General features: G+C 43.0%; 21 protein-coding genes. 13 read left to right on the top strand and 8 right to left on the bottom strand.

Annotation, left to right across the window (positions count from 1 at the left end; translation table 11 throughout):
- Positions 1-43 precede the first annotated feature (43 nt).
- Complete coding sequence (gene dgt / locus QNI24_RS14120; protein WP_267177552.1) at positions 44-1,540, bottom strand: dGTPase; 1,497 nt, start codon at positions 1,538-1,540, stop codon at positions 44-46.
- 134 nt (positions 1,541-1,674) lie between these two features.
- Here dgt and QNI24_RS14115 point away from each other — a divergent pair, with 134 nt between their 5' ends.
- The 3 genes from QNI24_RS14115 (at position 1,675) to QNI24_RS14105 (ending at position 4,221) form a co-directional block, all read left to right on the top strand.
- Entirely contained in the window at positions 1,675-2,115 is a 441-nt protein-coding gene (locus tag QNI24_RS14115) for a universal stress protein (protein WP_267177551.1), read from the top strand.
- Positions 2,116-2,235: 120 nt separating this feature from the next.
- Entirely contained in the window at positions 2,236-2,994 is a 759-nt protein-coding gene (locus QNI24_RS14110; RefSeq protein ID WP_267177550.1) for an endonuclease/exonuclease/phosphatase family protein, read from the top strand.
- Positions 2,995-2,997: 3 nt separating this feature from the next.
- Positions 2,998-4,221: a phosphopentomutase gene (locus QNI24_RS14105; protein WP_267177549.1), complete on the top strand. Its 1,224-nt coding sequence runs from the start codon at positions 2,998-3,000 to the stop codon at positions 4,219-4,221.
- An 18-nt stretch (positions 4,222-4,239) separates the two neighbouring features.
- Here the strand turns inward: QNI24_RS14105 and QNI24_RS14100 are convergent, their stop codons facing one another.
- The gene (locus QNI24_RS14100) at positions 4,240-4,851 is read right to left on the bottom strand and encodes a rhomboid family intramembrane serine protease (RefSeq protein WP_267177548.1); all 612 of its coding nucleotides are present in this window, start codon (positions 4,849-4,851) and stop codon (positions 4,240-4,242) included.
- A 311-nt stretch (positions 4,852-5,162) separates the two neighbouring features.
- Positions 5,163-6,062 (bottom strand): LysR family transcriptional regulator, encoded by a 900-nt coding sequence (locus QNI24_RS14095; protein WP_267177547.1) that lies wholly within the window; start codon positions 6,060-6,062, stop codon positions 5,163-5,165.
- Between the two features lie 115 nt (positions 6,063-6,177).
- Here QNI24_RS14095 and QNI24_RS14090 point away from each other — a divergent pair, with 115 nt between their 5' ends.
- Genes QNI24_RS14090 through QNI24_RS14080 form a run of 3 tightly spaced genes read left to right on the top strand, consistent with a single transcriptional unit; the run spans position 6,178 to position 8,416 of the window.
- A complete protein-coding gene (locus tag QNI24_RS14090; protein WP_267177546.1) occupies positions 6,178-6,564 on the top strand; it encodes a DoxX family protein in 387 nt (128 codons plus the stop codon).
- Positions 6,561-7,400 carry a pirin family protein gene (locus QNI24_RS14085; protein ID WP_267177545.1) on the top strand — a complete coding sequence of 280 codons (840 nt, stop codon included), beginning with the start codon at positions 6,561-6,563 and terminating at the stop codon, positions 7,398-7,400. Before QNI24_RS14090 ends, QNI24_RS14085 begins: the two co-directional genes overlap by 4 nt.
- A 29-nt stretch (positions 7,401-7,429) precedes the next feature.
- The gene (locus QNI24_RS14080) at positions 7,430-8,416 is read left to right on the top strand and encodes a glutathione S-transferase family protein (protein ID WP_267177544.1); all 987 of its coding nucleotides are present in this window, start codon (positions 7,430-7,432) and stop codon (positions 8,414-8,416) included.
- 83 nt (positions 8,417-8,499) lie between these two features.
- Here QNI24_RS14080 and QNI24_RS14075 read toward each other — a convergent pair whose 3' ends face one another.
- Both QNI24_RS14075 and QNI24_RS14070 read right to left on the bottom strand, forming a co-directional pair.
- The gene (locus QNI24_RS14075) at positions 8,500-9,765 is read right to left on the bottom strand and encodes a hypothetical protein (RefSeq protein WP_267177543.1); all 1,266 of its coding nucleotides are present in this window, start codon (positions 9,763-9,765) and stop codon (positions 8,500-8,502) included.
- Positions 9,766-9,780: 15 nt separating this feature from the next.
- Positions 9,781-10,041 carry a hypothetical protein gene (locus QNI24_RS14070; RefSeq protein ID WP_267177542.1) on the bottom strand — a complete coding sequence of 87 codons (261 nt, stop codon included), beginning with the start codon at positions 10,039-10,041 and terminating at the stop codon, positions 9,781-9,783.
- A 198-nt stretch (positions 10,042-10,239) separates the two neighbouring features.
- Here QNI24_RS14070 and QNI24_RS14065 point away from each other — a divergent pair, with 198 nt between their 5' ends.
- The 3 genes from QNI24_RS14065 to QNI24_RS14055 all read left to right on the top strand — a co-directional run bounded on the left by QNI24_RS14065 (position 10,240) and on the right by QNI24_RS14055 (position 15,204).
- Positions 10,240-10,809 carry an ECF-type sigma factor gene (locus QNI24_RS14065; protein ID WP_267177541.1) on the top strand — a complete coding sequence of 190 codons (570 nt, stop codon included), beginning with the start codon at positions 10,240-10,242 and terminating at the stop codon, positions 10,807-10,809.
- Positions 10,806-13,661: a serine/threonine-protein kinase gene (locus QNI24_RS14060; protein WP_267177540.1), complete on the top strand. Its 2,856-nt coding sequence runs from the start codon at positions 10,806-10,808 to the stop codon at positions 13,659-13,661. The genes QNI24_RS14065 and QNI24_RS14060 overlap by 4 nt, the downstream gene beginning before the upstream one ends.
- 394 nt (positions 13,662-14,055) lie before the next feature.
- Entirely contained in the window at positions 14,056-15,204 is a 1,149-nt protein-coding gene (locus QNI24_RS14055) for a DUF819 family protein (RefSeq protein ID WP_267177539.1), read from the top strand.
- Between the two features lie 68 nt (positions 15,205-15,272).
- On the opposite strand, the gene QNI24_RS14050 is transcribed toward QNI24_RS14055, so the two are convergent.
- From QNI24_RS14050 to QNI24_RS14040, 3 genes are all read right to left on the bottom strand, one after another.
- On the bottom strand, positions 15,273-16,034 hold the full coding sequence (locus QNI24_RS14050; RefSeq protein WP_267177538.1) for a glycerophosphodiester phosphodiesterase family protein: 762 nt from the start codon (positions 16,032-16,034) through the stop codon (positions 15,273-15,275).
- Positions 16,009-18,156, bottom strand: coding sequence for an acetyl-CoA hydrolase/transferase C-terminal domain-containing protein (locus QNI24_RS14045; protein ID WP_267177537.1), 2,148 nt, complete (start codon positions 18,154-18,156; stop codon positions 16,009-16,011). Before QNI24_RS14045 ends, QNI24_RS14050 begins: the two co-directional genes overlap by 26 nt.
- A gap of 103 nt (positions 18,157-18,259) precedes the next feature.
- A complete protein-coding gene (locus QNI24_RS14040; RefSeq protein WP_267177536.1) occupies positions 18,260-18,991 on the bottom strand; it encodes a TIGR04219 family outer membrane beta-barrel protein in 732 nt (243 codons plus the stop codon).
- Between the two features lie 362 nt (positions 18,992-19,353).
- Between QNI24_RS14040 and QNI24_RS14035 the strand changes: the two genes are divergently transcribed.
- From QNI24_RS14035 to QNI24_RS14020, 4 genes are read left to right on the top strand one after another with little or no spacing between them, the layout of a single operon-like run.
- Entirely contained in the window at positions 19,354-19,830 is a 477-nt protein-coding gene (locus QNI24_RS14035) for a Na+/H+ antiporter subunit E (RefSeq protein ID WP_267177535.1), read from the top strand.
- Positions 19,827-20,111 carry an MrpF/PhaF family protein gene (locus QNI24_RS14030; RefSeq protein ID WP_267177534.1) on the top strand — a complete coding sequence of 95 codons (285 nt, stop codon included), beginning with the start codon at positions 19,827-19,829 and terminating at the stop codon, positions 20,109-20,111. Before QNI24_RS14035 ends, QNI24_RS14030 begins: the two co-directional genes overlap by 4 nt.
- On the top strand, positions 20,111-20,440 hold the full coding sequence (gene mnhG, locus QNI24_RS14025; protein WP_267177533.1) for a monovalent cation/H(+) antiporter subunit G: 330 nt from the start codon (positions 20,111-20,113) through the stop codon (positions 20,438-20,440). Before QNI24_RS14030 ends, mnhG begins: the two co-directional genes overlap by 1 nt.
- The gene (locus tag QNI24_RS14020) at positions 20,440-21,456 is read left to right on the top strand and encodes a Na(+)/H(+) antiporter subunit B (protein ID WP_267177532.1); all 1,017 of its coding nucleotides are present in this window, start codon (positions 20,440-20,442) and stop codon (positions 21,454-21,456) included. The genes mnhG and QNI24_RS14020 overlap by 1 nt, the downstream gene beginning before the upstream one ends.

The raw sequence follows: 21,456 nt of genomic DNA, 5'->3' as shown, positions 1-21,456 counted from the left end.
TAAGGCCGGTATATCCGGCCTTTTTTTATCAATTTCATGATTATTAACGTGCAGCGGTTAACAGCTGGTATTCGTCCAAGGCACTGTGATCAGTCATTGCACTGATGTGATCTTGCAGCAATCGACAGCGGTAGTAAAATTCCCTCATGGCATCACCAGGCATTGCTTCTGTGCTTTTTAAATAAGCTTTGATGATTTTTTTATCAATCCGATTGAGCAACAAAGTCTGATAGCTCATGCCCTCGCTTTTACCACTGGCTAAAGCCTGAAAATTCTCAGCCGGCGCCTTCAACAAACCACCATAAATATCCAGTAAACCTGTGATGATGCGGTGGCCTTGCAACTCCAAATCCTGTACTTCCTGGTGATTAAAGACATACCGAAATCCAACTTCTTTGAAGGTTTTAACGATTTTTTCAGCGACACTGCCATCTTCCAACAATGCTTGATTCAAGTTGCCAGTATAGACACCATCAATGTGCTCAATAAAACGCTGGGCCGCATGATCAACCAAATGATGAATCAGGTTGACCCTTAATTTAACAAAATATTCGTGGTTGTGATTGATGGTGTCTTTCTGGCCTGCAGCACTGGCCATCGACAACACCGCATCGAAACTATTGTGGTTACCCATGAAAGACAAAATATTTTTATTTGTGGGGTCACCACCCTGCTGGATAAACACTTTGGCTAAAAGCCTGGTCAATTCATCCAGGCTCAAAATGCCCTTTTCTACCGCATCTTCTAAATCAGCCAAACAATAAGCAATGTCATCTGCCGCTTCCATGACATAAGTGAAAGGATGTCGATGCCCATCCTCAATCCTAAGCGCGGTCAACATATCACCAATAAATGCTTGCTCAGACAGATAAAACCCGGGCTTTTTCTTCAAGTAGCTTAAGTCTTCAGTGTTTTTCGGCTTGGGTTCGAATGCGGCACGGGTGTATTTCAAAATACTGGCTGATTGGGCATAGGTCAGATTCATTTGTTGTAACGAAAATGTCAGTCTGATGGCCTGTGCATTGCCCTCAAAGTGTTTTAAATCAGCCATCAACTTTTGCGCCAGTTGTTGATCTTTGGCTGTGTCAAACGATGAATGCCCATCCAAATTTTCAACAAACCATTGCGCAATGGCGGCCTCACCGAAATGGCCAAATGGCGGGTTACCAATGTCATGCATTAAACAAGCCATTTCCACCAACGATTCAACCGCCGGCTGCAATCCCTCTAAACCATACAGCGCCGCTTGATCACCGAGTTTTTTATACAGTGTTTTAACAATGTAGCGGCCGTTTTGTTGTACTTCCAGTGAATGGGTCAACCGCGAGCGCACAGCTGCATTGCGTTCCAGAGGAAATACTTGAGTTTTTTGTTGTAAGCGGCGCACTGAAGGTGAATTGATTATGCGTCCTCTGTCTGACTCCAGAGCCGATTCAATTTGACTTATGGTGCTTGCACTTGTTTTTTTCGAATTAAAAGGCCGTTGAACATTGAGTTTAAGCCTGAAATTGATAGGTTGATCTGAATTGTGGTTACTCATGTGTTTATTTTAATACATCCACCAACCATCTAAGGCAACTTTTGTTGGCCCTCATCGGGCATAAGATTGACTTCAATCAAAAATAACAACAGCAGCAGATGCTAGAATGTACATAACTGATATTTGGAACAATTATGTCGCTCTACCAAAAAACCATCGTTGCCATTGACCCTTGTGTTGAATCCAGTGATTTGATTGAAAAAGCCATTGCCATAACCGTCGATAAAAATAACATTACCTTGGTCCATGTGATGGAGATTATGTGTGCTCTTCCCACCGCACCCTATGCGCCAGTGGTGTTAGACACCAGCCAAATAGAATCCCAAGTTAAACAATCAGCCATCAACCACCTCAAAGCTTTGACTGAGAAACATGATTTACAAGCCGATGCATTTAAGATTCTCAGCGGCAGTACCGCAACCGCCATCAAAGACCATGCTGAGGAGAACAGTTGTGATGCCATCATTATTGGTTCGCACGGTCGTCATGGTCTTGGCTTATTGCTTGGCTCCACTGCCAGTGGCGTTATTCATGGCTGTGGCTGCGATGTTTTGGTTGTGCGTTTAAAAGAATAATACTGTTACCAGCCGGCTTGTGAATGATTGATTCTTGGATTGATATAAAATTCAGCTAAGTCAACAACATGATTGCCTGATTTGAGGTAAAATTGTAACTTTAGAACTTATCGCTTACTTTTGCAGCAGATCAAGGTAGTCACCTACAACATTCACCGCGCCATCGGCATCGATCGGAAATTTGCCCCAGAGCGCATCATCGACATTCTGAATAACTTTGATGCTGACATTGTGCTTTTACAAGAAGTTGATGAGGGGGTGCCGCGCTCTAATGAATTGAATTTAGCTAAAGTATTGGCAGAATCATGTGGTTACCCTTATTTTGCCTTAAGTCACAATGTAACCCTAAAAAAAGGACGATACGGTAATGCCACCCTCAGTCGATTACCCATCATCAGACAGAACAACATCGATTTGACTGTTGCCGATAAAAAGAAAAGGGGCTGCCAACACACCACCATAAAACTGAACCATGAATGCGGCAAGAAAAATGAATTAGAGCTGTTCAATTTGCACCTTGGTCTGTCTGCTCGAGAACGTGAGAAACAAGCTGGCATTCTGTTTAAATCAGTTGAATTTGCAGCCATCAAAAACAAACATAACTGTATTGTTGGTGGCGATTTCAATGATTGGCGCTCCATGTTGAGGGCGCTGTTCATCATCGGTAAGGATTTTCAATGTGCCACCGACAGAACCTCATTCAGGGGCGCTGAGATTGCACTGAAGACCTACCCCTCTTTTGCCCCAAGGGGCGGCCTTGACCGCATTTACTACCGCGGTAGATTGCAATGCACGGACGTGGGCAGCACCAAAATGCGAATTGCTAAAGTAGCCAGCGATCATTTACCGGTATTCGCCCGTTTTGAGGTGGATGTATAAAACATGAAAAGAGCGATTATTTTAGTCATGGACTCATTGGGTATTGGAGCCAGTGAAGATGCACACATGTATGGTGATGAGGCAGCCAACACCTTAGGCAGTATTGCGACTCAGTGTGCAGCCGGTTTGGCTGATAATGTGGACAGGCAAGGCCCGTTAAAAATCCCCAATCTGATGCGTTTAGGGCTTGGCGCTGCACAAACAGCCAGTTCAGGTGAAGCATTGCAAGGCGTTAATGAACCACAGCTGATAAAGGCCAGTTACGGTTTTGCCATCGAACAATCTAAAGACAAAGACACACCCAGCGGCCATTGGGAAATGGCTGGAGTACCGGTGCCATTTAAATGGGGCACTTTCCCGAAAACTCAGCCTTGTTTTCCCGCTGAATTAATTGCCCAGTTTATAGAACAAGCTGATTTACCCGGTATTTTGGGTAATTGTCACGCATCAGGTACTGAAATCATAAAAAGCCTCGGCGAGGAACACATCAAAACTGGTAAACCCATTTGTTACACCTCTGCCGATTCGGTGTTTCAAATTGCTGCACATGAAAGACATTTTGGACTGCAGCGTTTGTTAGAAATCTCTGCCATTGCCAAAGAATTGGTTAATGAACTGAACATCACACGAGTCATTGCCAGACCATTCGTTGGCGAGACTGCAACCACATTTCAACGCACGTCGAATCGCAAAGACCTGACCACACCTCCCATAGATACCACTTTGTTGGATGCTTTAAAAGCAGCCGGTGGTGAAGTGGTATCGGTCGGTAAGATTGCTGATATTTTCGCTGGTAGAGGCATCACCCAATGTGTCAAAGGCAATGACAACATGGCATTGTTCGATGCCATGTTGGACTGTTTAAAAACTGCAGAAGATAACACGCTGGTGTTCGTTAACTTTGTCGATTTTGACAGTCATTTTGGTCACCGCCGTGATGTGATTGGTTATGCCAAAGCGCTGGAAGCTTTTGATGCCAGACTGCCCGAGTTAGAACAAATGATGCAAGGCGATGATGTCGCCTTGATTACTGCTGATCATGGCTGTGACCCGACTTTTCCAGGTTCTGACCACACCCGTGAGCATGTACCGGTGCTATTTTTTGGCCCCAGCGTCAAAGCACAACTGGTGGGAGCCAGGCAGTCCTTTGCTGATATGGGACAAACTTTAGCCAGTCATTTCGGCCTTGCAGCCCTTAAACATGGTCAAGCCATCAAAATCAATTAAGTTTTCTCTTCTTGTGTTTCAAAATGTCGGATTAAACAGCTGGCTGAAAAACACTTGGATCAATCTGGGCTCTAATATTAAAGTCACTATGACACCATACAAGGCACCATATAAATGCGCCGAGTGGTTGATGTTATCGTTATTTTGTTTACCGGCCCAAATGCTGTACCAAACATAAGCCACAGCGAAGACAATCGCCGGAATCGGTATGGCGGCAAATAAATACAGCAATTCCCACGGCGCGAAAAGAATAAAAGCAAACAACACCGCAGAAACCGCACCCGATGCCCCCAAGCTCATGTAGTTGCGGTCATTTTTATGCTGAAAATAAGACGGTAACATGGCCACCACAATGGCGCCCAAATAAAAAATCACAAATCCAGCACCACCAAAATACTGCCGGTAAAAGCCTTCTAAATAACCACCAAAAAAGTAAAAAGTAAACATGTTGAACAACAAATGCATGCCATCAGCATGGATAAACCCATGGGTGACAAAGCGTTCAACCTGTCCTTCTTTGATCGCGGGTGACCAGAATATCAAGCGTTCCATAATCTGGCGGTTTTGCCATGCCATGTAAGAAATCACGCATGTGACAATAATAATGATGATGGTCTGATTAATTTCCATGATGGCTCGATTGAATTTTGAACAGCCAGTTTAACTAGATTCAATTTTATGTACAAGCCCGCTTAGCACTGATTCTGAATAAGCGACAAACGGTCTATTTGAACAACATAATCAAAAATTTAAACCCATGGTTTTGATCAATAAAAAGCACTCAGTAAAAATATATTTATTTTTGTGTTATTACAAACTGCTGTGGCATTATTGAATTGCGTGACTTCCCCTGTTTCTTTCATTACAGAAACTTATTTCCCCAAGTCCAAGAAAATCAACTAGTCACTGATATTTACTTGCCTATCTCATAACTCATTTCATTATAAAAATTCATAACCAGCAAAATAATTTGCCAAAAACTCAATCAGCAATCTGACTCTTCGGGGAAGGTGCTTGTTGGGCGGGTAAATGGCATATATGTTGAGTGGATTTTGACAAATGTAATCAGGCAACAATCGAACCAATTGACCGCGATGAATCGCAGCACTACAAATAAAATCAGGCAACAGCACCAAACCTTGTCCATCTATTGCTGCATCACACATGAACTCACCGTTATTTGCAATCATGGCAGTGGGTAAGTTAATTAAGTGGGTTTTACCTTGCTGGTCTTTGAACTCCCAGTTATTTTTGGCCTGGGCGTATTTGAGCTTGTAATGTCCTTGCCTTAAGTCATTGGGTGTTTTTGGTCTGCCATGGCGTTGCAAGTATTTTTCACTGGCACACAAAATCATGTGAGTTTGTGCAATTTTCTTCGCCACCAGGTTTGAGTCGACCAATTGCGACACCCGCACTGCCAAATCAAAACCTTCATGCAATAAATCCACCTGACGGTCATTGAAGTCAACATTCAGTACCACCTCAGGATGTTGCTGATTGAAAAACCTCAATGGCTGGCTCATATGCATCAAACCAAATGACTGCGGCACCGCCAATTTGATTCTTCCTGCCAGCGCTTGGTTTTGATTCTTTACACCTGCCTCGGCTGCCGCCATTTTTTCTACTATTTCGATGGCGGAGTGATAATACTGATGGCCTGCATCGGTGAGCGATTGTGTGCGTGTAGTGCGTTGGATTAATTGCACACCTAACCTGCTCTCTAAACGGCTTAGCCTCTGACTGACAGCTGATTTTACTGTATTAAGTTGTTCTGCTGCTGCGGAAATACTGCCTGCCTCTACAATCCTGATAAATGTATTCAAATCTTCGATATTTTGCATAACTGCATCATAACATTGTTCTTATTTACTGAACAATGTGTTTTGAGAACGACTGTTTTTAAATTAAAACATAAACCATACAATGGCCATATCATTTTTTTTAATAGGAAAAACCATGAATCAATTACAACAGTTAAGCCCTTTGGTGGGTCGAATTTTTATCAGTATCATTTTCTTAATGGCAGGCATCAATAAGATCACTGCCTATGAAGGTACTGCAGGCTACATGCAAGCCATGGGCGTTCCCAGTATATTATTACCGCTGGTTATTTTCACGGAAATTGCCGGTGCGATAGCTATCATATTGGGTTTCAAAACCAGAACAGTGGCATTTTTGATGGCTGGTTTCAGCGTTTTATCAGCCATATTCTTTCACTTTGATTTCAATGACCAAATGCAGTCAATCAGTTTTATGAAGAACATAGCCATAGCGGGCGGCTTTCTTTTTCTGGTCGCTTTTGGACCTGGTGCAATGGCCATAGACAACAGGAGTAAACAATGACTACCTACAACCAAATCAAAAAAATCCATCGAGGCCTGCCGGCCTCTGATGGGGCGGGCGTAAAACTCACTCGCATCATAGGCAACCATCAATTACCTGATTTAGATCCTTTTTTATTACTGGATCATTTTGGCTCTGACCAAGCTGATGATTACATTGCTGGGTTTCCAGCTCATCCGCACCGGGGATTTGAGACCGTGACATACATGCTCAAAGGTAAAATGAGGCACCAAGACAGTGTCGGGAATAACGGAGTGATTGAGGATGGTGGCATCCAATGGATGACCGCAGGTAAAGGCATCATTCACTCAGAAATGCCAGAGCAAACCAAAGGCATACTCTCTGGCTTTCAACTGTGGGTTAATCTGCCTAAGGAAGCCAAAATGACTGCACCGAAATACCAAGAAAATACCGCGGCAGAGATACCCGTAGAAGCGCATGACAATGGCACAACAATAAAAGTGATAGCCGGCAAAACCAAACAAGGTACCACCGGTATCATCGAAAACAATTACGTGTACCCAAATTATTGGGATGTCAGTATGCCGGCTGAAGCACAGCTCAATGAACACATCGATGCCGCACACAATGCCTTTGTTTATGTTTATGAAGGACAGATTCAGTTGGCTGACCAGCAGGAACTGAATGCCGGCTATTTGGCTATTTTGACTCCCGGTGATGAGCTGATGATACAAGCCACAGACGATGCCAGTTTTATTGTGGTTTCCGGCCACCCCTTGGATGAACCGGTTGAGCGCGCTGGACCGTTTGTGATGAACACCAGAGAGCAATTGCAGCAAGCCTACGCCGATTACCAAGCGGGTAATTTCGCATGAATTCAATGATTTTAATTTAGGAGTATAAAATGGGATTATTAGTCGATGGAAAGTGGCAAGACCAATGGTATGACACCGATGCCAATGGCGGCAAATTCAAAAGAGAAACATCGAAATTTAGACATTTTGTGACTGCTGATGGCAGTGCCGGCCCCACCGGTGATGCCGGTTTCAAGGCTGCAGCCGGTCGCTATCATTTGTATGTATCGCTGGCATGTCCTTGGGCCCACCGCACTTTGATTTTCAGAAAACTGAAAGGTCTTGAAGATTTGATTGATGTGTCAGTGGTTGATTACTTGATGCAGGAGAACGGTTGGACTTTTCAGGTCAGTGATGCCGAGGATGAGGATTTGATTGGTGACAAGCTCAACCAGCGTGATTTGATGCACCAAGTTTACACCACAGCCAATGACACATACACCGGTCGTGTGACGGTGCCTGTTTTGTGGGACAAACAGCAACAAACCATAGTCAGTAATGAGTCTGCCGACATCATTCGCATGTTCAACAGTGCTTTTAATGACCTCACAGACAATCATGACGATTATTATCCAGAGGCACTCCATGCTGATATTGATGCCATCAATGAACGGGTTTATAACGACATCAATAATGGTGTTTACAAAGCAGGCTTTGCCACCAAACAACAAGTTTATCAAGAGAATGTGGTCAGCCTGTTCATCGCTTTGGATTGGGTCGAGGGTTTGCTGAAGCACAAGCGGTATTTAACCGGTGATCAAATCACTGAAGCGGATTGGCGTTTATTTACCACTTTGGTGCGTTTTGATGCAGTTTATGTGGGACATTTTAAATGTAACCTCAAGCGCATCGCAGACTACCCCAATATCAGCGGCTACATGCGTGAGCTGTATCAAATTAAAGGGGTGGCTGAAACCGTCAATATCAGGCACATCAAGAAACACTATTATATGAGTCATGAAACCATCAATCCTACAGCTCTGGTGCCACACGGCCCTGAATTAGATTTTGATTTACCTCATGACCGAGATAAATGACTGTAAACAACCATGCTGTAATTAGGTTGTTACCTGCGAAAAAAAACCAGTCCCAAACGGGACTGGTTTTTTATAGGGGTGAATCAGTAAATCGTTAACATAATCGCACCGCCAATCTCTGAACCAGTGGTGGTGTTATAACGGGTACAGCGCAGCACATCAGAACTGGATCCCTGGGTGCAATTAACACCCCGCTCACCTGTACCCAAAACGCTGAATTGCCAAAAGCGATCACTGATGCTGGTCGGAAAATCAATCAAACACTCACCAGGGGAACCGCCTGCTGAGATGGTGATGGCAGCATTGTTGATGCCGTTGTATGACTGAGCAATACTGGGACCAGTTGAAGTGCAGTTGGCCCTGAGCATGTATTTCACCATGCCGTTACCGGTCGCTGATTGTTTGACATCACCAGTGACATGTAAACCATTGGTAGGAGGTGTAACAAATCCACCGACTGCTGTGCCGCCATTGGCATCCACTGTCAATTTGGATGATGAATTAACACGAACACGAAAAACATCACCGTCATCAGTACCTTCAATCATTAAGTCAGCCGCAGGTGAAGTCGTGCCAATTCCCACGAGACCGGAGTTTGTTACCGCCATTTTGGGATCATTTTGTATCGTGAAAAGTAAATTTCCAACAGCATTACCACCATTGGTACCTATTTCAAAGTCTTCATCATTGACACCAGCACCGCTGACAAAAGAACCTACATAACCACGAACAGCTCCATTTTCCCTGAATCCAACATACATGTTATTGCCACCATCGAAAACAGTTGCCAATGAATCATCCGTATCTATATGTAATGATGCTGTGGGGCTGGTTGTCCCAATACCAACATCTCCACTGTATGAAATCGTGGAACCTGAGATTGTCCAAGGTGAACTGGTGCCACCAGCTGGCGCCATAGGCACCCATTGAAAGCCATTAAAAGTTAAGACTTCACCAGTCATGGCATCACCGTTGGTTAAGTTGGTGGCCAAAGGCACAGATTGAATGGTTTGTGACCCCATCAAAGTATAAGCACCACCTGATGATGAACGAACCTCAACGTCAATAGCGACATCTTCAAATCCATCAAAAGCGTCGATATCAAAGTCCACATTTAACCTAAACAAGCCATCAATCACCTCTCTATCAAGGTGTTCAGAAATGTTACCAAAAGGCTGACCATTACCATCCCTCAAGGTAAAACGAAAATCATACATGCCGTTGGCAGGGGTGCCATTTTCTTGCAGTTCACCTTGGTAAGTAAAAGAACTATCCACCTGAGCAAGTGCTGCAGTCGTAACTAAGCTCATTAAACCAGTTAATAAAAATAAATTAAGGTATTTTCTCATCTTGTTCTCCAGGGTTTATTCAAACCCACTCCTAAAAATTAAATCGTTATTTTGTTGCCAAAAACCACCATTGAGTGCATATTCATCCTCGGTCATCTGCACCGTGGCATCAACCTGGGCAATGCTCCCATTCAATTGGTAAGCACCGTTTTCTAAGGTTCCCCCGCCACTGTTGATGGTGTTTTTGGTTATTTCATATTGAGCAAAAGCAGAACTAAAAGTCATACCTAAAATCAATATCATTACTTTCTTACGTTTGTCATTTACATTTAACATTGCATATACTTTCCTTTTTTTAAATTGGCTTACTTATAGATACGAAAAAAAAATGCGACAGTGCCAAAAAATATAAAATTAATTCCCATTTGAAGAAGTGATTGATTTGCGCCAACCATGTTTTACATAGATAGGCGATTGTTGTAGGATGTAAAAACATTGAATTCCTACCCCTAAAAATAAATAGAAGCGTCAACCATGCAACAGTCAGTTACTCAGCTATTGAAGCTGCCAAAAACAGCAGATAATGAAACATTGAACAAGGTATGTGAACTGCTCTATTCAGACATCAAAAGATTAGCCCACAGTCACATCAATAAATTACCACCTAACAGCACCATCAGCCCCACCGTGTTGGTGCATGAATGTTTTTTAAAACTGGAAAAAACGCAACAGTTAGATTTGCAAAATAAACGTCATATCATGTGTATTTGGGGTAAGTGCATGCGCCAATTCTTGATTGACTATCACCGCTCAAAGAACACCAACAAACGCAAAGGTGAACATGTTGACAATGGCATCACTTCTGTTATTGGCGAACAAGACATAAACATCGAACTGATGGATTTAAACAAGGTCATGATTCACATTGAAAAAATCAATCCTGAATATGCCGAGTTGGTGGATTTGAAATTATTTGCAGGGTTAACAGTTGATCAATTGGTCGAAGCATTGAATATGCCTAGGCGAACATTGATGAGAAAATGGAGTCAGGTTAAATCATTAATTTATGCGCTGTTAGAAGAAATGGAGGTGATTAAAAAGTGAAACAAGCAACACAAGTATGGATAAATGCCAGCGAAGCCTTTGCCCAACTTCAAGAAAAACCTGAAGCGCACTGGGATGTTGAATTAGCACAAATGAAATTAGATCAACCAACTGATCAAATTGTCAAAAAGTTAATCGGCTGGTCCAAAACAAATGGTGCTGAACTGGAAAATCTGGTTGGCTCAGCTTGGCAAGAAACTTATCCCCTAAACAACAGCTTCAAATCAGGTATGGTTATTGATGATTATCTGTTGATTGAGCAAATAGGCCAAGGAGGAATGGCGATTGTTTTTAAAGCCGAAAGGGTTAATTCAACCGTACAAAAAAAAGTCGCAATAAAAATATTTAATCACCATCAATTGTCGCCAAAACTGATGGATGGTTTCAATAACGAACAAGAAATATTGGCGCGGTTAAATCATCCAAACATCATTTCAATGCAACACAGTGGCACCACCAGTGAGGGCGTACCTTATATGGTCATGGATTATGTGTCAGGCTTTCAAACCATCGACCAATACATTCAGCACGAGCAACCATCAATTCGCCTCATTGTTGAGTTAATTAAACAGGTTGCCGATGCAATCGCCTATGCCCACAGCCATTTGGTGGTCCATCGCGACTTGAAACCGAATAATATTTTAATCGATGAAAACAAGACCATTAATATCGTTGATTTTGGTATTTCTCGATTGCTCAAAGCAGACAGCATTGACCCAAAATCAACCACTACTTTCGCCCTTACTCCAGACTTTGCTGCGCCTGAACAAATAGCACATAACCACATCAGTTTTCAATCGGATGTGTTCTCACTAGGCGCTGTACTGCTTTCTTTACTCACCAAGCGCCAGCCATTTGAACCTGATCGACTCATAAAGCAGTGTGCTGAAGATGAAAAGGCAATCAAAAAACAATTAAGCCAACTCAGCATCAACCAGGACCTGAAAAACATCATAAATAAAGCGCTTCAATCCGATCCGAAGAGGCGTTATCAATCGATGAATGGGATGGCTGAGGATTTATCTTACTGGCTTAAGAACAAACCAGTTAAAGCCACGGCTGATTCTTGGTGGTACCGGCTTAAAAAATTCTGTTTGAGGAACACCGCTTTATCCGTGTCTTTGGCAACATTATTCATCACCGTAACAGCTGGGGTTATGGCGCTGATATGGCAGTTTAACCAAACCCTGCAAGAATCTGAAAAAACCAGGCAAGTTAAGGATTTTATGCTACAGACCTATTCTGTAGCTGACCCTGACTTTCATCAAGGCTTGGATTTATCAGCCAAAGACTTATTGAAAAACGCCAAAAGTCTAGTCATTAACGATCAGCAATTAGAAACAGAAATTCGAGTTGAGATGATTGAGGCCCTTGGCGTGGCATACGGACAACTTGGCGCCTATTCTGAAGCTGTAGAACTACTCAAACAAGCCAATCAATTGTCAGCAAACAGCAGCAATGCATCCTACCTGGCGCATTTCCAAATGTTAGCAACTGACTGGTCAGAGGCTGAGAATACATTGGCAAACAACATGAAATACATGAGACAAAATCAAGAAGATTTTGCTCGTGCACTGCGCGTTCAAGCAACACTTCAATCAAAGCAAGCTAAATTCACAGAGTCAGATCAAACACTCATTCAACTCAAATCATTGGAAGCAATAAGTCCAGAAGGCCAAATGGCTAACATTGTCATCGAATCCGGTGTGCTTTTTGATCAATCAGAATTTGATGAGGCCATCGACCTGCTGGAGAAGACCATTGAACAAAACAAAAGCCAATTGCGCAGTACCAGTTCTGCAATGATGAACCTGAAATATGAGTTAAGTGACCTGTATCAACAAACCGGCGCTAAACAAAAATCGCTGGACTTATTAGATGGCCTGATGGCAGATCAGGCTGCTATTCTTGGTCAATCACACCCCTCATACCTGAACTCCATGTTAGTGAAAGTGAGTGTACTTCAATCATTGGGAGAAATTGATCAGGCAAAACAACTGGCTTCTCAAGCGCTTGAGTATGTGGTTGATGAATATGGAGAAAATCATCTAACCACCTCAAAAGTGTTACAAGTACAGGGGATTCTGGATGCCGCACAAGGCAATTATGACGTTGCATTAACAAACCTCCAAAAATCAGCCGAGATTTATAAAAACCGGCGCGGTGAAGATGATCCGCTCTACTTGGAAATCATGGTTGATGTGGCGAACCTGATGAAAATAGAAGGACAGCCTGATGACGCATTCGAGTTATTACAATGGGTGTACGACAAACAATCTAAGATTCTGGAACCAGAGCATCGTTCTCTGATTTACAGTGCTTCCATATTGGGTCCAATGCAAGTAGAACGAGGCAATTTCGAACAAGGCATTGCGCTCATAAAGTCAGCCGTTGATAACGCTTTAATCGAATTGGGTGAACAGCACCCAGAAACTGCCAACGCACTTTTTTCGCTGGGCCGTGCGTACAGCACTGCTGGCCAACATGATAAAGCAATCGAAACATTTTTAATATTTGAAGAAAGAGAAATATTTTCAGAAAATGACCAACGCAAACCAGTCTTTACTCGGGTTGTGGCAAAAGAGTATGTTTTATTGGGTCAGCTAGACCAAGCAGAACAGTACGCCAGGATGTCCCTCAATTTACACCTCAATATGTTTGGCGAAGAAGCTGTCAGCACGGTCCGATCTAAACTGTATTTGGCAATCGTTTTAGCAAAAAACAATAAAACTGAAAGTGCCCTTGATATGGTTCAAGCCATTGAGCAACAAATTGCTCAGCAGAACATTGAAGAACAATCGCTCAATGAGTCTTTGCAAGAGCTCAAGGCTAAACTAGTAACTGAAAATTAAGTGCTGTTGCTTCAACCATCAACTCAATATAAATAGGACAAGTTATAACTTCAAGAAATCTGTATAGAACCCTGAAACCCCATATTTATTCTGCAGCTTTAGCAAAGCAGATTCTCTGTTGATGGTATATTCAAAAATACGATGCCCCTGTCGCAGTTTTTGCAAAGTGCGATTTTTTACTGGTTCACAAGTTCCAGCTTGGAAACTCATAGGAATCTTATCTAGGGATTAAAGTACTTACAATTAAGTTCGGTGCTTAAATAATTGCTGTGTCAAACCGTTTAGTTTGATATAACAGTTAATTTAATTCGATTAATTCTTTTTTTACATCAAAGTTTATAAATAGAAAGAATCGATCTATATAACTGTAATTTTAAAGGCTTAGCGATTGACCATGGCATTTACCAACAACCCCATATATGTTTTAACCGTCATTTGTTTCACAGTGATTCTGGCGGTTTATGGTGGTAAGACTGTTTGGGGCAAAAAGGTCGGGGCCGCATTGTTGGTGATTCTCATTGCTGCCATCCTGGCCAATTTGAAAATCATTCCATCAGCATCCAATGGCATTCCACTGTATTCGGGCATATTCAAATACGTAGCACCCATTGCCATCTTCTACTTGTTACTCAATGTCAATATCCGCTCAATCAAACAAGCTGGATTACCGATGATTGGTTTGTTTTTACTCGGATCCATGGCCACCACTTTGGGTATTTTGTTGGCTTGGACATTACTGAGCCCAGGTGGCGTTTTTGGAGCTGACGGTGAAATCATTGCTGGTATGCTCACCGGCACTTACACCGGTGGCAGTGTTAATTTTAATGCGGTGGCATTGGAGTTTGGCTTTCAAGAGAAAGGCGCGCTGTACGCGGGTGTAATCGCGGTTGATAATGTGGTAACTACACTCTGGATCATGGTCACTTTGGCCATGCCCGTGCTATTGAATGCCATTTGGCCAGGTAAAAAAAATGACCACAACAAGGCTGTCACTGCTGCCTCATCAACTGCACACCCTGGTGATGAAAGTATTGATTTAGAGTCTTTGATGTGGCTGCTATTTTTAGGCCTTGGCAGTTTTTTCTTGGCCGAATTGTTCAAAATGATGGTGCCACAGGTGCCTTCAATCCTGACCTTATCAACCATGGGTATCCTGTTGGCACAAACCCAATTTGTCTCGAAGCTCAAAGGCAGTCATAACTTGGGCTTGTATTTGGTGTTTATTTTCTTGGCGGTGATAGGTGCACATTGTGAACTTTCTGCGGTAGTGGCGCTGAAAGATTTGGGGCTTACCTTATTGGCTTTTACCGCACTGGCGGTGCTACTGCATGGTGTGGTGATTACCTTACTGGGTGGGTTGTTGTATCGTGATTGGCAAATGATTGCAATAGTCAGCCAAGCCAACATCGGTGGCGGCACCACTGCCATCGCCTTGGCAGAGACTTTCAAACGTCAAGAACTGGTACTTCCTGCTATTTTAGTAGGCACATTGGGTAACGCTTTGGGCACTTATTTGGGCTTTTTGGTAATTTATATTCTTTGATTTTCAGCCTGTTTGGTGCCGATAAAGTGAAGCAAGTACTGCGGGCATGGTTTGTAGCAGATAAGCTCTTATTCAGCGACTAAAAAATCCGTGTAAAAACCAGATACACCGTATTTATCAGACAAGCGCTTTATACTGCTTTTTTTGTTAATGGTATAAACAAAAATACGGTGACCTTGGCGCAGTTTTTGCAAAGTGCGACTTTTGGCTTGTCGAGAACGCATTGACACCGCAAATAAATCCATATTTTCAGCTTCATCAAGCACCGATTGTTTGCTGCCTTTGTATTGATACAAAATCCAGATTAAATCTTCAAACCCCTTTTTTTTCAAAACATTGTATTCCTCTGGCTGGTAAAACTGAGGAATCAGCTGGTCCTTTATTTCAGGGTATTGAGCAATGATATGTGTAATGCCTATGAGGTTGTCGTCTTTGATGTCAGTGATGATTCTTACCTGCGGCTTATCTGCCAACCAGTCAACCAAAGTTACCAAAGTACATGAACGAAAAGTCGGGTGTTGGGCAACCATTTGCTCAAATTTTTTGCGGCTCAAAGGCGCTTTGGTTTTTTGTTTGAAAAGTTTTTTATAGGTTTTATCCCAATCATGCAAACAAACCAACTGTCCATCGTTGGTCCAAGAAAAATCCATCTCAATGTACCTAAAACCTTGACGGTAACTGTTATCAAGTGCCTCAATGGAGTTGCTGTAGGCGACACCTTGAAAGCCTCCACCAGCATGGGCAATCATCAGCGGTTCGGCTTTGCTGGCATCAGTCATGATGAAAAGCAATACCCAAAACAGCTTAAGTACGGGTGTGTTTGAGCGCATACACCAATAGTTTCGCTGACAGTTTTTCTTTAAAATCGGCCCCGTCTGACAAACCCATCATGGCCAAGTAAGGCCGTTCAGCAGCACTGGCTTTGGCAAACAATGCTTTGCTGATGGTTTTCAAAGTCGCATACTTATTGCGGGTATTGACCTTCAGCCATTTAAGCGCTGAAATAATGGTCTTTTCATCGGCGGTAAAGTCCTCACCGAATGGATAAGCGGGAAAATAGCCTTGTTGTTGGAATTGTTCAAATTGTATTTTGATGCGTTCAGGGTTGTTATGTCTGAATGCATCTGGCACTTGCCATGATGCACTGAGCTTATGCTGTGCCACTGCTTGGGCCCGTAAAGACTCTTGAAAACGGCTGTCAGCGATACAAATCATTCGCTTGATACAGGTTTCATCAGATTGCCCACGCAAATCTGCGATGCCATATTCAGTGATAACGATGTCACGCAAGTGCCTTGGGATGGTGCAATAGGTATATTTCCAAACGATGTTAGATTCGACCGTATTGCGCCCATTGTGTACACTGCGCAACATCAAAATTGAGCGACTGTCTGCCAATGCATGGGCCATTGCCACGAAATTATATTGGCCACCCACTCCACTGACCACCTGATGATTATCTAGGGTGTCAGATGCAGCAGCGCCCAACAAATCTACTTTCATGCAAGTATTTACAAAACGGGCTTTGATGCGCTGTACTCGGTCCAATGCTTCGCCACCATAAAGTTCATTGATTTGACTCACTGGCGTCATTTGAAATAATTTTTGCTGTTCGGTATCAAGGTTTCTGAGCCAAGCATAAAAGCGTTTAGAGCCCATAAAGAAGGCAGCGTGCAAAACAGCACCTGCTTTTAACTTTTGATCCAAACATGTCTGTTCGATATCACTAATCTGGGCATCATCATGTAAATCCGCATGGAATTGAACGCCATTTGGGGCTTTGATGATACCCTTATCAAAACTTAATTCGGCTTTGAAAATACCTATTTTCTGTAATCTACTGAATTGTCGCTGTGTCATACGTGCATCAATAATGCCTCGTTGCAACAAAAGCTTTAACACCCCGGCATTGACCTTTTCATCCAACACTTTCTGATTAACGAGGTCTTGAATCTCAGCATCAGGGTACACTTTTCGAGTCAGAATGCCGGCATCGAACAAGTGCGCAAAACCTTCTACAAACATTTCACTGGCAGCATACAAACCCTGCTCAAAAAGGCCTGTTTCTCCCACTGTTTCAATCAATGATGCATGCTTGGTGGTGATACCTGATCGGGTCAGCAAATCTTGATAAGTTGAGTTATTCTGGTGACGCAGTTGTGTGCTGTAAACCAATGCATCAGATAATGAACCTATGCCTATCTGTAACGTACCACCGTCTTTGAGCAAGGTGCTGGCCAATAAGCCAATGGCATAGTCAGTGGCATTGATTGGCTGGGCTGGCATAGCAAAAGGCTCAAAATAATGTGCCGGTTCATCAATGATGACATCGAAATAACTGGCATCTAACTCAGCTTGTCCACCCAAGAAAGGCAATGATTCATTTACCATCGCTACGATGAGTGGTCTTGGCTGTTGTTTTTCCTCAGCTATTCGAGTGATGTCCAAGGTCAAATCTGGGTTACAACTGAGACTGTACCGCACGCCGGCTTCATCACGTTTGACTGCCACCATTTGCAGAATCAAGTTAACTTTTTGATCAACCATGTCCCGGGCAACATGGGTGTAATTGCTACTGACATAGTTCTGCTGTGCTGTTCTTGAACGCAACATTTTGCCTGATTGCATATAAAATTCACGAACCGAAATATTGGCAGCCAAACGGTTGTGTTTTACAGCATCGATGTAATTGAGTTCTGGATAGTCACCAAAAAAGCGCTGTGAGAATGATTGCAAAAAGCGACGTTCCAGCAGTGAATTACCGTGTGGAATTTCCAAAGATAAAGCAGTGAAAATTTCTAAGTTCAAAGCCGGATTTTCCACCGCATGTTGATAAATTGCGTTAATCAATGGATTGGGTTTCCCGATACCCAAAGGTGTACCCAACACCCAGTGATTACCTAAACGTTGGTGGATCAGGTCGATGGTTGGTTTAAAAAGTTCGTTGTTCATGCTGCTTTATTGTGTCTTACATAGACATTTATTGTAACCACAAAGCACCTTTGATCAGTTGCTTTTATTGGCTGAGGTCACAATTATATCCTCAAGCCGCTTTTTAGAAATCTAAATGCACACCCAAATACACACCATCGGCTTTCACATCACCCCGAAATGAACTGCTGTTTTGTATGTCCACATCAAGCATGCGATAACCCACCTCTGCGCCTAAGCCTAGTTTATGTCTGTACTTCAGCGCCAGATCTAAATCAATCACTTCACTGTCATCCAATGTCAAAGCCTCCAATGAGGCTGCTGCCGAAAAGCCACTGAATGGTAATTCAAATTGTGCTTTACCATAAAGCATCGGAATCCATTCTTTGAAATTGGCCTCATCATCAATCAAATCTTCGTACTGAATGCGACTGTAACCATCAAAGTATTTGGCGCTTAAACCCAAATCCAAATTGATCCAGTTGTCTAATAGTTCATAGTATAAAATCAAATCACTGTGTGATAAATCAATGGCCCCTCTGGCCATCACCACCTCGCCACCCAGAAAATCAGGCGATGACAAGGGCACTGCGCCTCTTGCTGTCAATGGGTTTTGTTGTACTTTGATGTTTGGCAAAAACGGTACGGGATGCTCTAAAGTTACGAAAACGCTGAGTTCATTGTTGTCTTCAAAATTGATTTTGGCTTGGGCTGCAGTATCTAGCGGGTCGCTGATGCTGCCGCTGGTATCAAAGTTCCAATGGTTGACCCCCACTTCAAAACCAATCACCTCCGCCGCTGCGAACTGGGCTGCTGAAAATGATAACAATATCCATATGGTTTTTTTAAAATTCATCGATGTTTTTCCGTATTATGTGCGCTCATTGTAACTTAAAAAATAGCCGCTTGGGATGCCAAGTTAATGCTCACTGGCTAACACATCGTCAGACTAATTTGCTGTGATAAGTTGTTTTTGCTCAGCAATTGTTCAGAGACAATTTACTATCACCACCAAAGTGAGTAAAATACGCCGAACTATTTTCATAACGAAGTGGTTGTTTGAATCAAAAAAACAAACCAATAATGACCACTTGAAGTTGAAAAATTTCTTAAATCAATCAACGCACTTACACGGCACAACTGCTGCCAACAAAGTGAAACTGATTGCCCCTGAATCCAATGATGACGGGGTTGAAAATAACAACATTCGGAGTATTGATGCGACAAACTATAAGTTTATCAATTACATTGGCATTGTTCTGGCTGGCAAATTCTGGTCACTACAATGCCTTGTTGCTTTCCTTGGGCGCGTTGTCAGTCATTTTTGTGGTTTACCTGGCCTACCGCATGGATGTACTTGACCACGAAACGCAACCTTTGATGCAACTAACCACCAAACTACCCTCATATTACACGTGGTTAATCAAAGAAATTATCCTGTCAAACATCAAAGTGGTCAAACACGTTTGGCTGGGCCAAGAAACCATCAAACCGGCCCTAAAAACCATCAAAAGTAATCAAACCACTGATGTCGGTCGGGTCATCTATGCCAATTCAATAACCCTGACACCCGGCACAGTGGCGATTGACCTGAATGATGATGAAATTTTAGTTCATGCTTTGATGCAAGAAGACATCGAAGCGCTCGATGAAGGTGAGATGGATCGACGAATATGTCGTTTGGAGAAGTCATGATTACTGCAGCCATCATCGCCATCTTCGTAGTAATGGTATTGTCTATCATACGTGCCATTGCCGGCCCCACTTTTTATGACCGCATTTTAGCCGTTAACATGTTTGGTACCAAAACGGTTTTGATGATTGCTTTACTGGGTTTTGCCATGGGTCGACCGGAATTTTTAGACATCGCATTGGTATACGCTTTGATTAATTTCATCAGTGTGATTGCGGTATTGAGGTTTTCTAAATCCATTGGCTTTCAAGAACCTGAAAATCACCCTGAGGAGCGTCGATAATGGATATGTTTTTAGCTATAGCCAGTGGCATTTGTTTACTTTTAGGCAGTTTTTTGATTCTTACAGGTGGTATAGGCCTGATACGCTTCCCAGACTTCTTCACCCGCATGCATGCAGCGGGCATCACTGACACACTGGCCACCACATTGATATTGGTTGGTCTGATGTTATTGAACCCCGGAGCCCTGGTGGTGTTCAAGTTGGTCGCCATCTTGCTATTGATTTTGTTGATCGGCCCAACCGCCAGTCACGCACTGGCAAAAGCAGCCATACGCAGCGGGCTCAAGCCACTGGTTAAAGAACTTAAAGATGAAGAGGAGATAAAATAATGGAAGCAATTATCGACGTTGTTCTACTGTCTTTTCTGGTTGCTGTGGTCATTGCCATTGTGTGGATGAAGGATTTATTTACTGTCGCCATGCTCGCAGGTATTTACGGTTTGTTAACTGCAAGTTTTTTTGTCGCCATGGATGCGGTGGATGTGGCCTTCACTGAAGCCTCAGTGGGTGCAGGCATTTCCACCTTACTGATGTTGGTGGTGATTGCCAAAACTGGACGCTATGAACGCCCTGTCAGACACAAGCCATGGCTGGCTTTGGTGGTGGTTTTGGTCACTGGCGGATTGCTGATTTATGGCACCTTTGATATGCCTTATTTTGGTTCAGCCCAAGCGCCTGCACAGTTGAATGAAACCACGGCACACTATATTGATGACTCTTTCGAGGAAATCGGCATACCTAATATCGTGACATCGGTATTAGCCAGTTATAGGGCCTTTGATACTTTTGGTGAAGTGGTGGTGATTTTTACTGCTGGCATTGGCATCTTGGCTTTGCTATCAGGACCAGCCAGGCGCGAGGAAGATGCGGACATTGATGCCATCAATGAAACCATGCACAAAGAACACATGGTTTTGCGTATCGTCGCCAAAATTTTAATCCCTTTTATTCTTATTTTTGCTTTGTACGTGCAATTTCATGGTGATTATGGGCCTGGAGGTGGCTTTCAAGCGGGTGTGATATTTGCTGCTGCCATTATCTTATATTCCATGCTGTTTGGCTTGGACACGGCACGTCAAGTCATCAACCAAGCTTGGGTGCGGTTGATTGCTGCTATTGGTGTTTTATTGTATGGCAGTGTCGGCATGGTCTCGTTCCTCAATGGCGGCACCTTCCTGGATTATAACGTCTTGATGGAAGACCCCATAGCTGGCCAACACCTGGGCATCATTCTGATTGAGTTGGGGGTGGGCTTGACTGTGACTGCGGTGATGACCATCATTTTCTTTAATTTTGCCGGTCGCCAAGTGCCGGTCAAAAAAACTGATAACAACCAAGGAGCATAA

It is taken from the genome of Marinicella marina (assembly GCF_030065545.1).
Taxonomy (GTDB): Bacteria; Pseudomonadota; Gammaproteobacteria; order Xanthomonadales; family Marinicellaceae; genus Marinicella; species Marinicella marina.
This window is presented reverse-complemented; position numbering and strand designations above follow the sequence as displayed.

Excerpts from the sequence above, each read along its gene's own strand:
- QNI24_RS14070 (WP_267177542.1), bottom strand. The coding sequence starts at position 10,041 with ATGTTAAATGTAAATGACAAACGTAAGAAAGTAATGATATTGATTTTA.
- QNI24_RS14075 (WP_267177543.1), bottom strand. The coding sequence starts at position 9,765 with ATGAGAAAATACCTTAATTTATTTTTATTAACTGGTTTAATGAGCTTA.
- QNI24_RS14040 (WP_267177536.1), bottom strand. The coding sequence starts at position 18,991 with ATGAATTTTAAAAAAACCATATGGATATTGTTATCATTTTCAGCAGCC.
- QNI24_RS14080 (WP_267177544.1), top strand. The coding sequence starts at position 7,430 with ATGGGATTATTAGTCGATGGAAAGTGGCAAGACCAATGGTATGACACC.
- QNI24_RS14030 (WP_267177534.1), top strand. The coding sequence starts at position 19,827 with ATGATTACTGCAGCCATCATCGCCATCTTCGTAGTAATGGTATTGTCT.
- QNI24_RS14050 (WP_267177538.1), bottom strand. The coding sequence starts at position 16,034 with ATGCGCTCAAACACACCCGTACTTAAGCTGTTTTGGGTATTGCTTTTC.
- dgt (WP_267177552.1), bottom strand. The coding sequence starts at position 1,540 with ATGAGTAACCACAATTCAGATCAACCTATCAATTTCAGGCTTAAACTC.
- QNI24_RS14100 (WP_267177548.1), bottom strand. The coding sequence starts at position 4,851 with ATGGAAATTAATCAGACCATCATCATTATTATTGTCACATGCGTGATT.
- QNI24_RS14020 (WP_267177532.1), top strand. The coding sequence starts at position 20,440 with ATGGAAGCAATTATCGACGTTGTTCTACTGTCTTTTCTGGTTGCTGTG.
- mnhG (WP_267177533.1), top strand. The coding sequence starts at position 20,111 with ATGGATATGTTTTTAGCTATAGCCAGTGGCATTTGTTTACTTTTAGGC.
- QNI24_RS14095 (WP_267177547.1), bottom strand. The coding sequence starts at position 6,062 with ATGCAAAATATCGAAGATTTGAATACATTTATCAGGATTGTAGAGGCA.
- QNI24_RS14115 (WP_267177551.1), top strand. The coding sequence starts at position 1,675 with ATGTCGCTCTACCAAAAAACCATCGTTGCCATTGACCCTTGTGTTGAA.
- QNI24_RS14085 (WP_267177545.1), top strand. The coding sequence starts at position 6,561 with ATGACTACCTACAACCAAATCAAAAAAATCCATCGAGGCCTGCCGGCC.
- QNI24_RS14065 (WP_267177541.1), top strand. The coding sequence starts at position 10,240 with ATGCAACAGTCAGTTACTCAGCTATTGAAGCTGCCAAAAACAGCAGAT.
- QNI24_RS14090 (WP_267177546.1), top strand. The coding sequence starts at position 6,178 with ATGAATCAATTACAACAGTTAAGCCCTTTGGTGGGTCGAATTTTTATC.
- QNI24_RS14055 (WP_267177539.1), top strand. The coding sequence starts at position 14,056 with ATGGCATTTACCAACAACCCCATATATGTTTTAACCGTCATTTGTTTC.
- QNI24_RS14045 (WP_267177537.1), bottom strand. The coding sequence starts at position 18,156 with ATGAACAACGAACTTTTTAAACCAACCATCGACCTGATCCACCAACGT.
- QNI24_RS14105 (WP_267177549.1), top strand. The coding sequence starts at position 2,998 with ATGAAAAGAGCGATTATTTTAGTCATGGACTCATTGGGTATTGGAGCC.
- QNI24_RS14035 (WP_267177535.1), top strand. The coding sequence starts at position 19,354 with ATGCGACAAACTATAAGTTTATCAATTACATTGGCATTGTTCTGGCTG.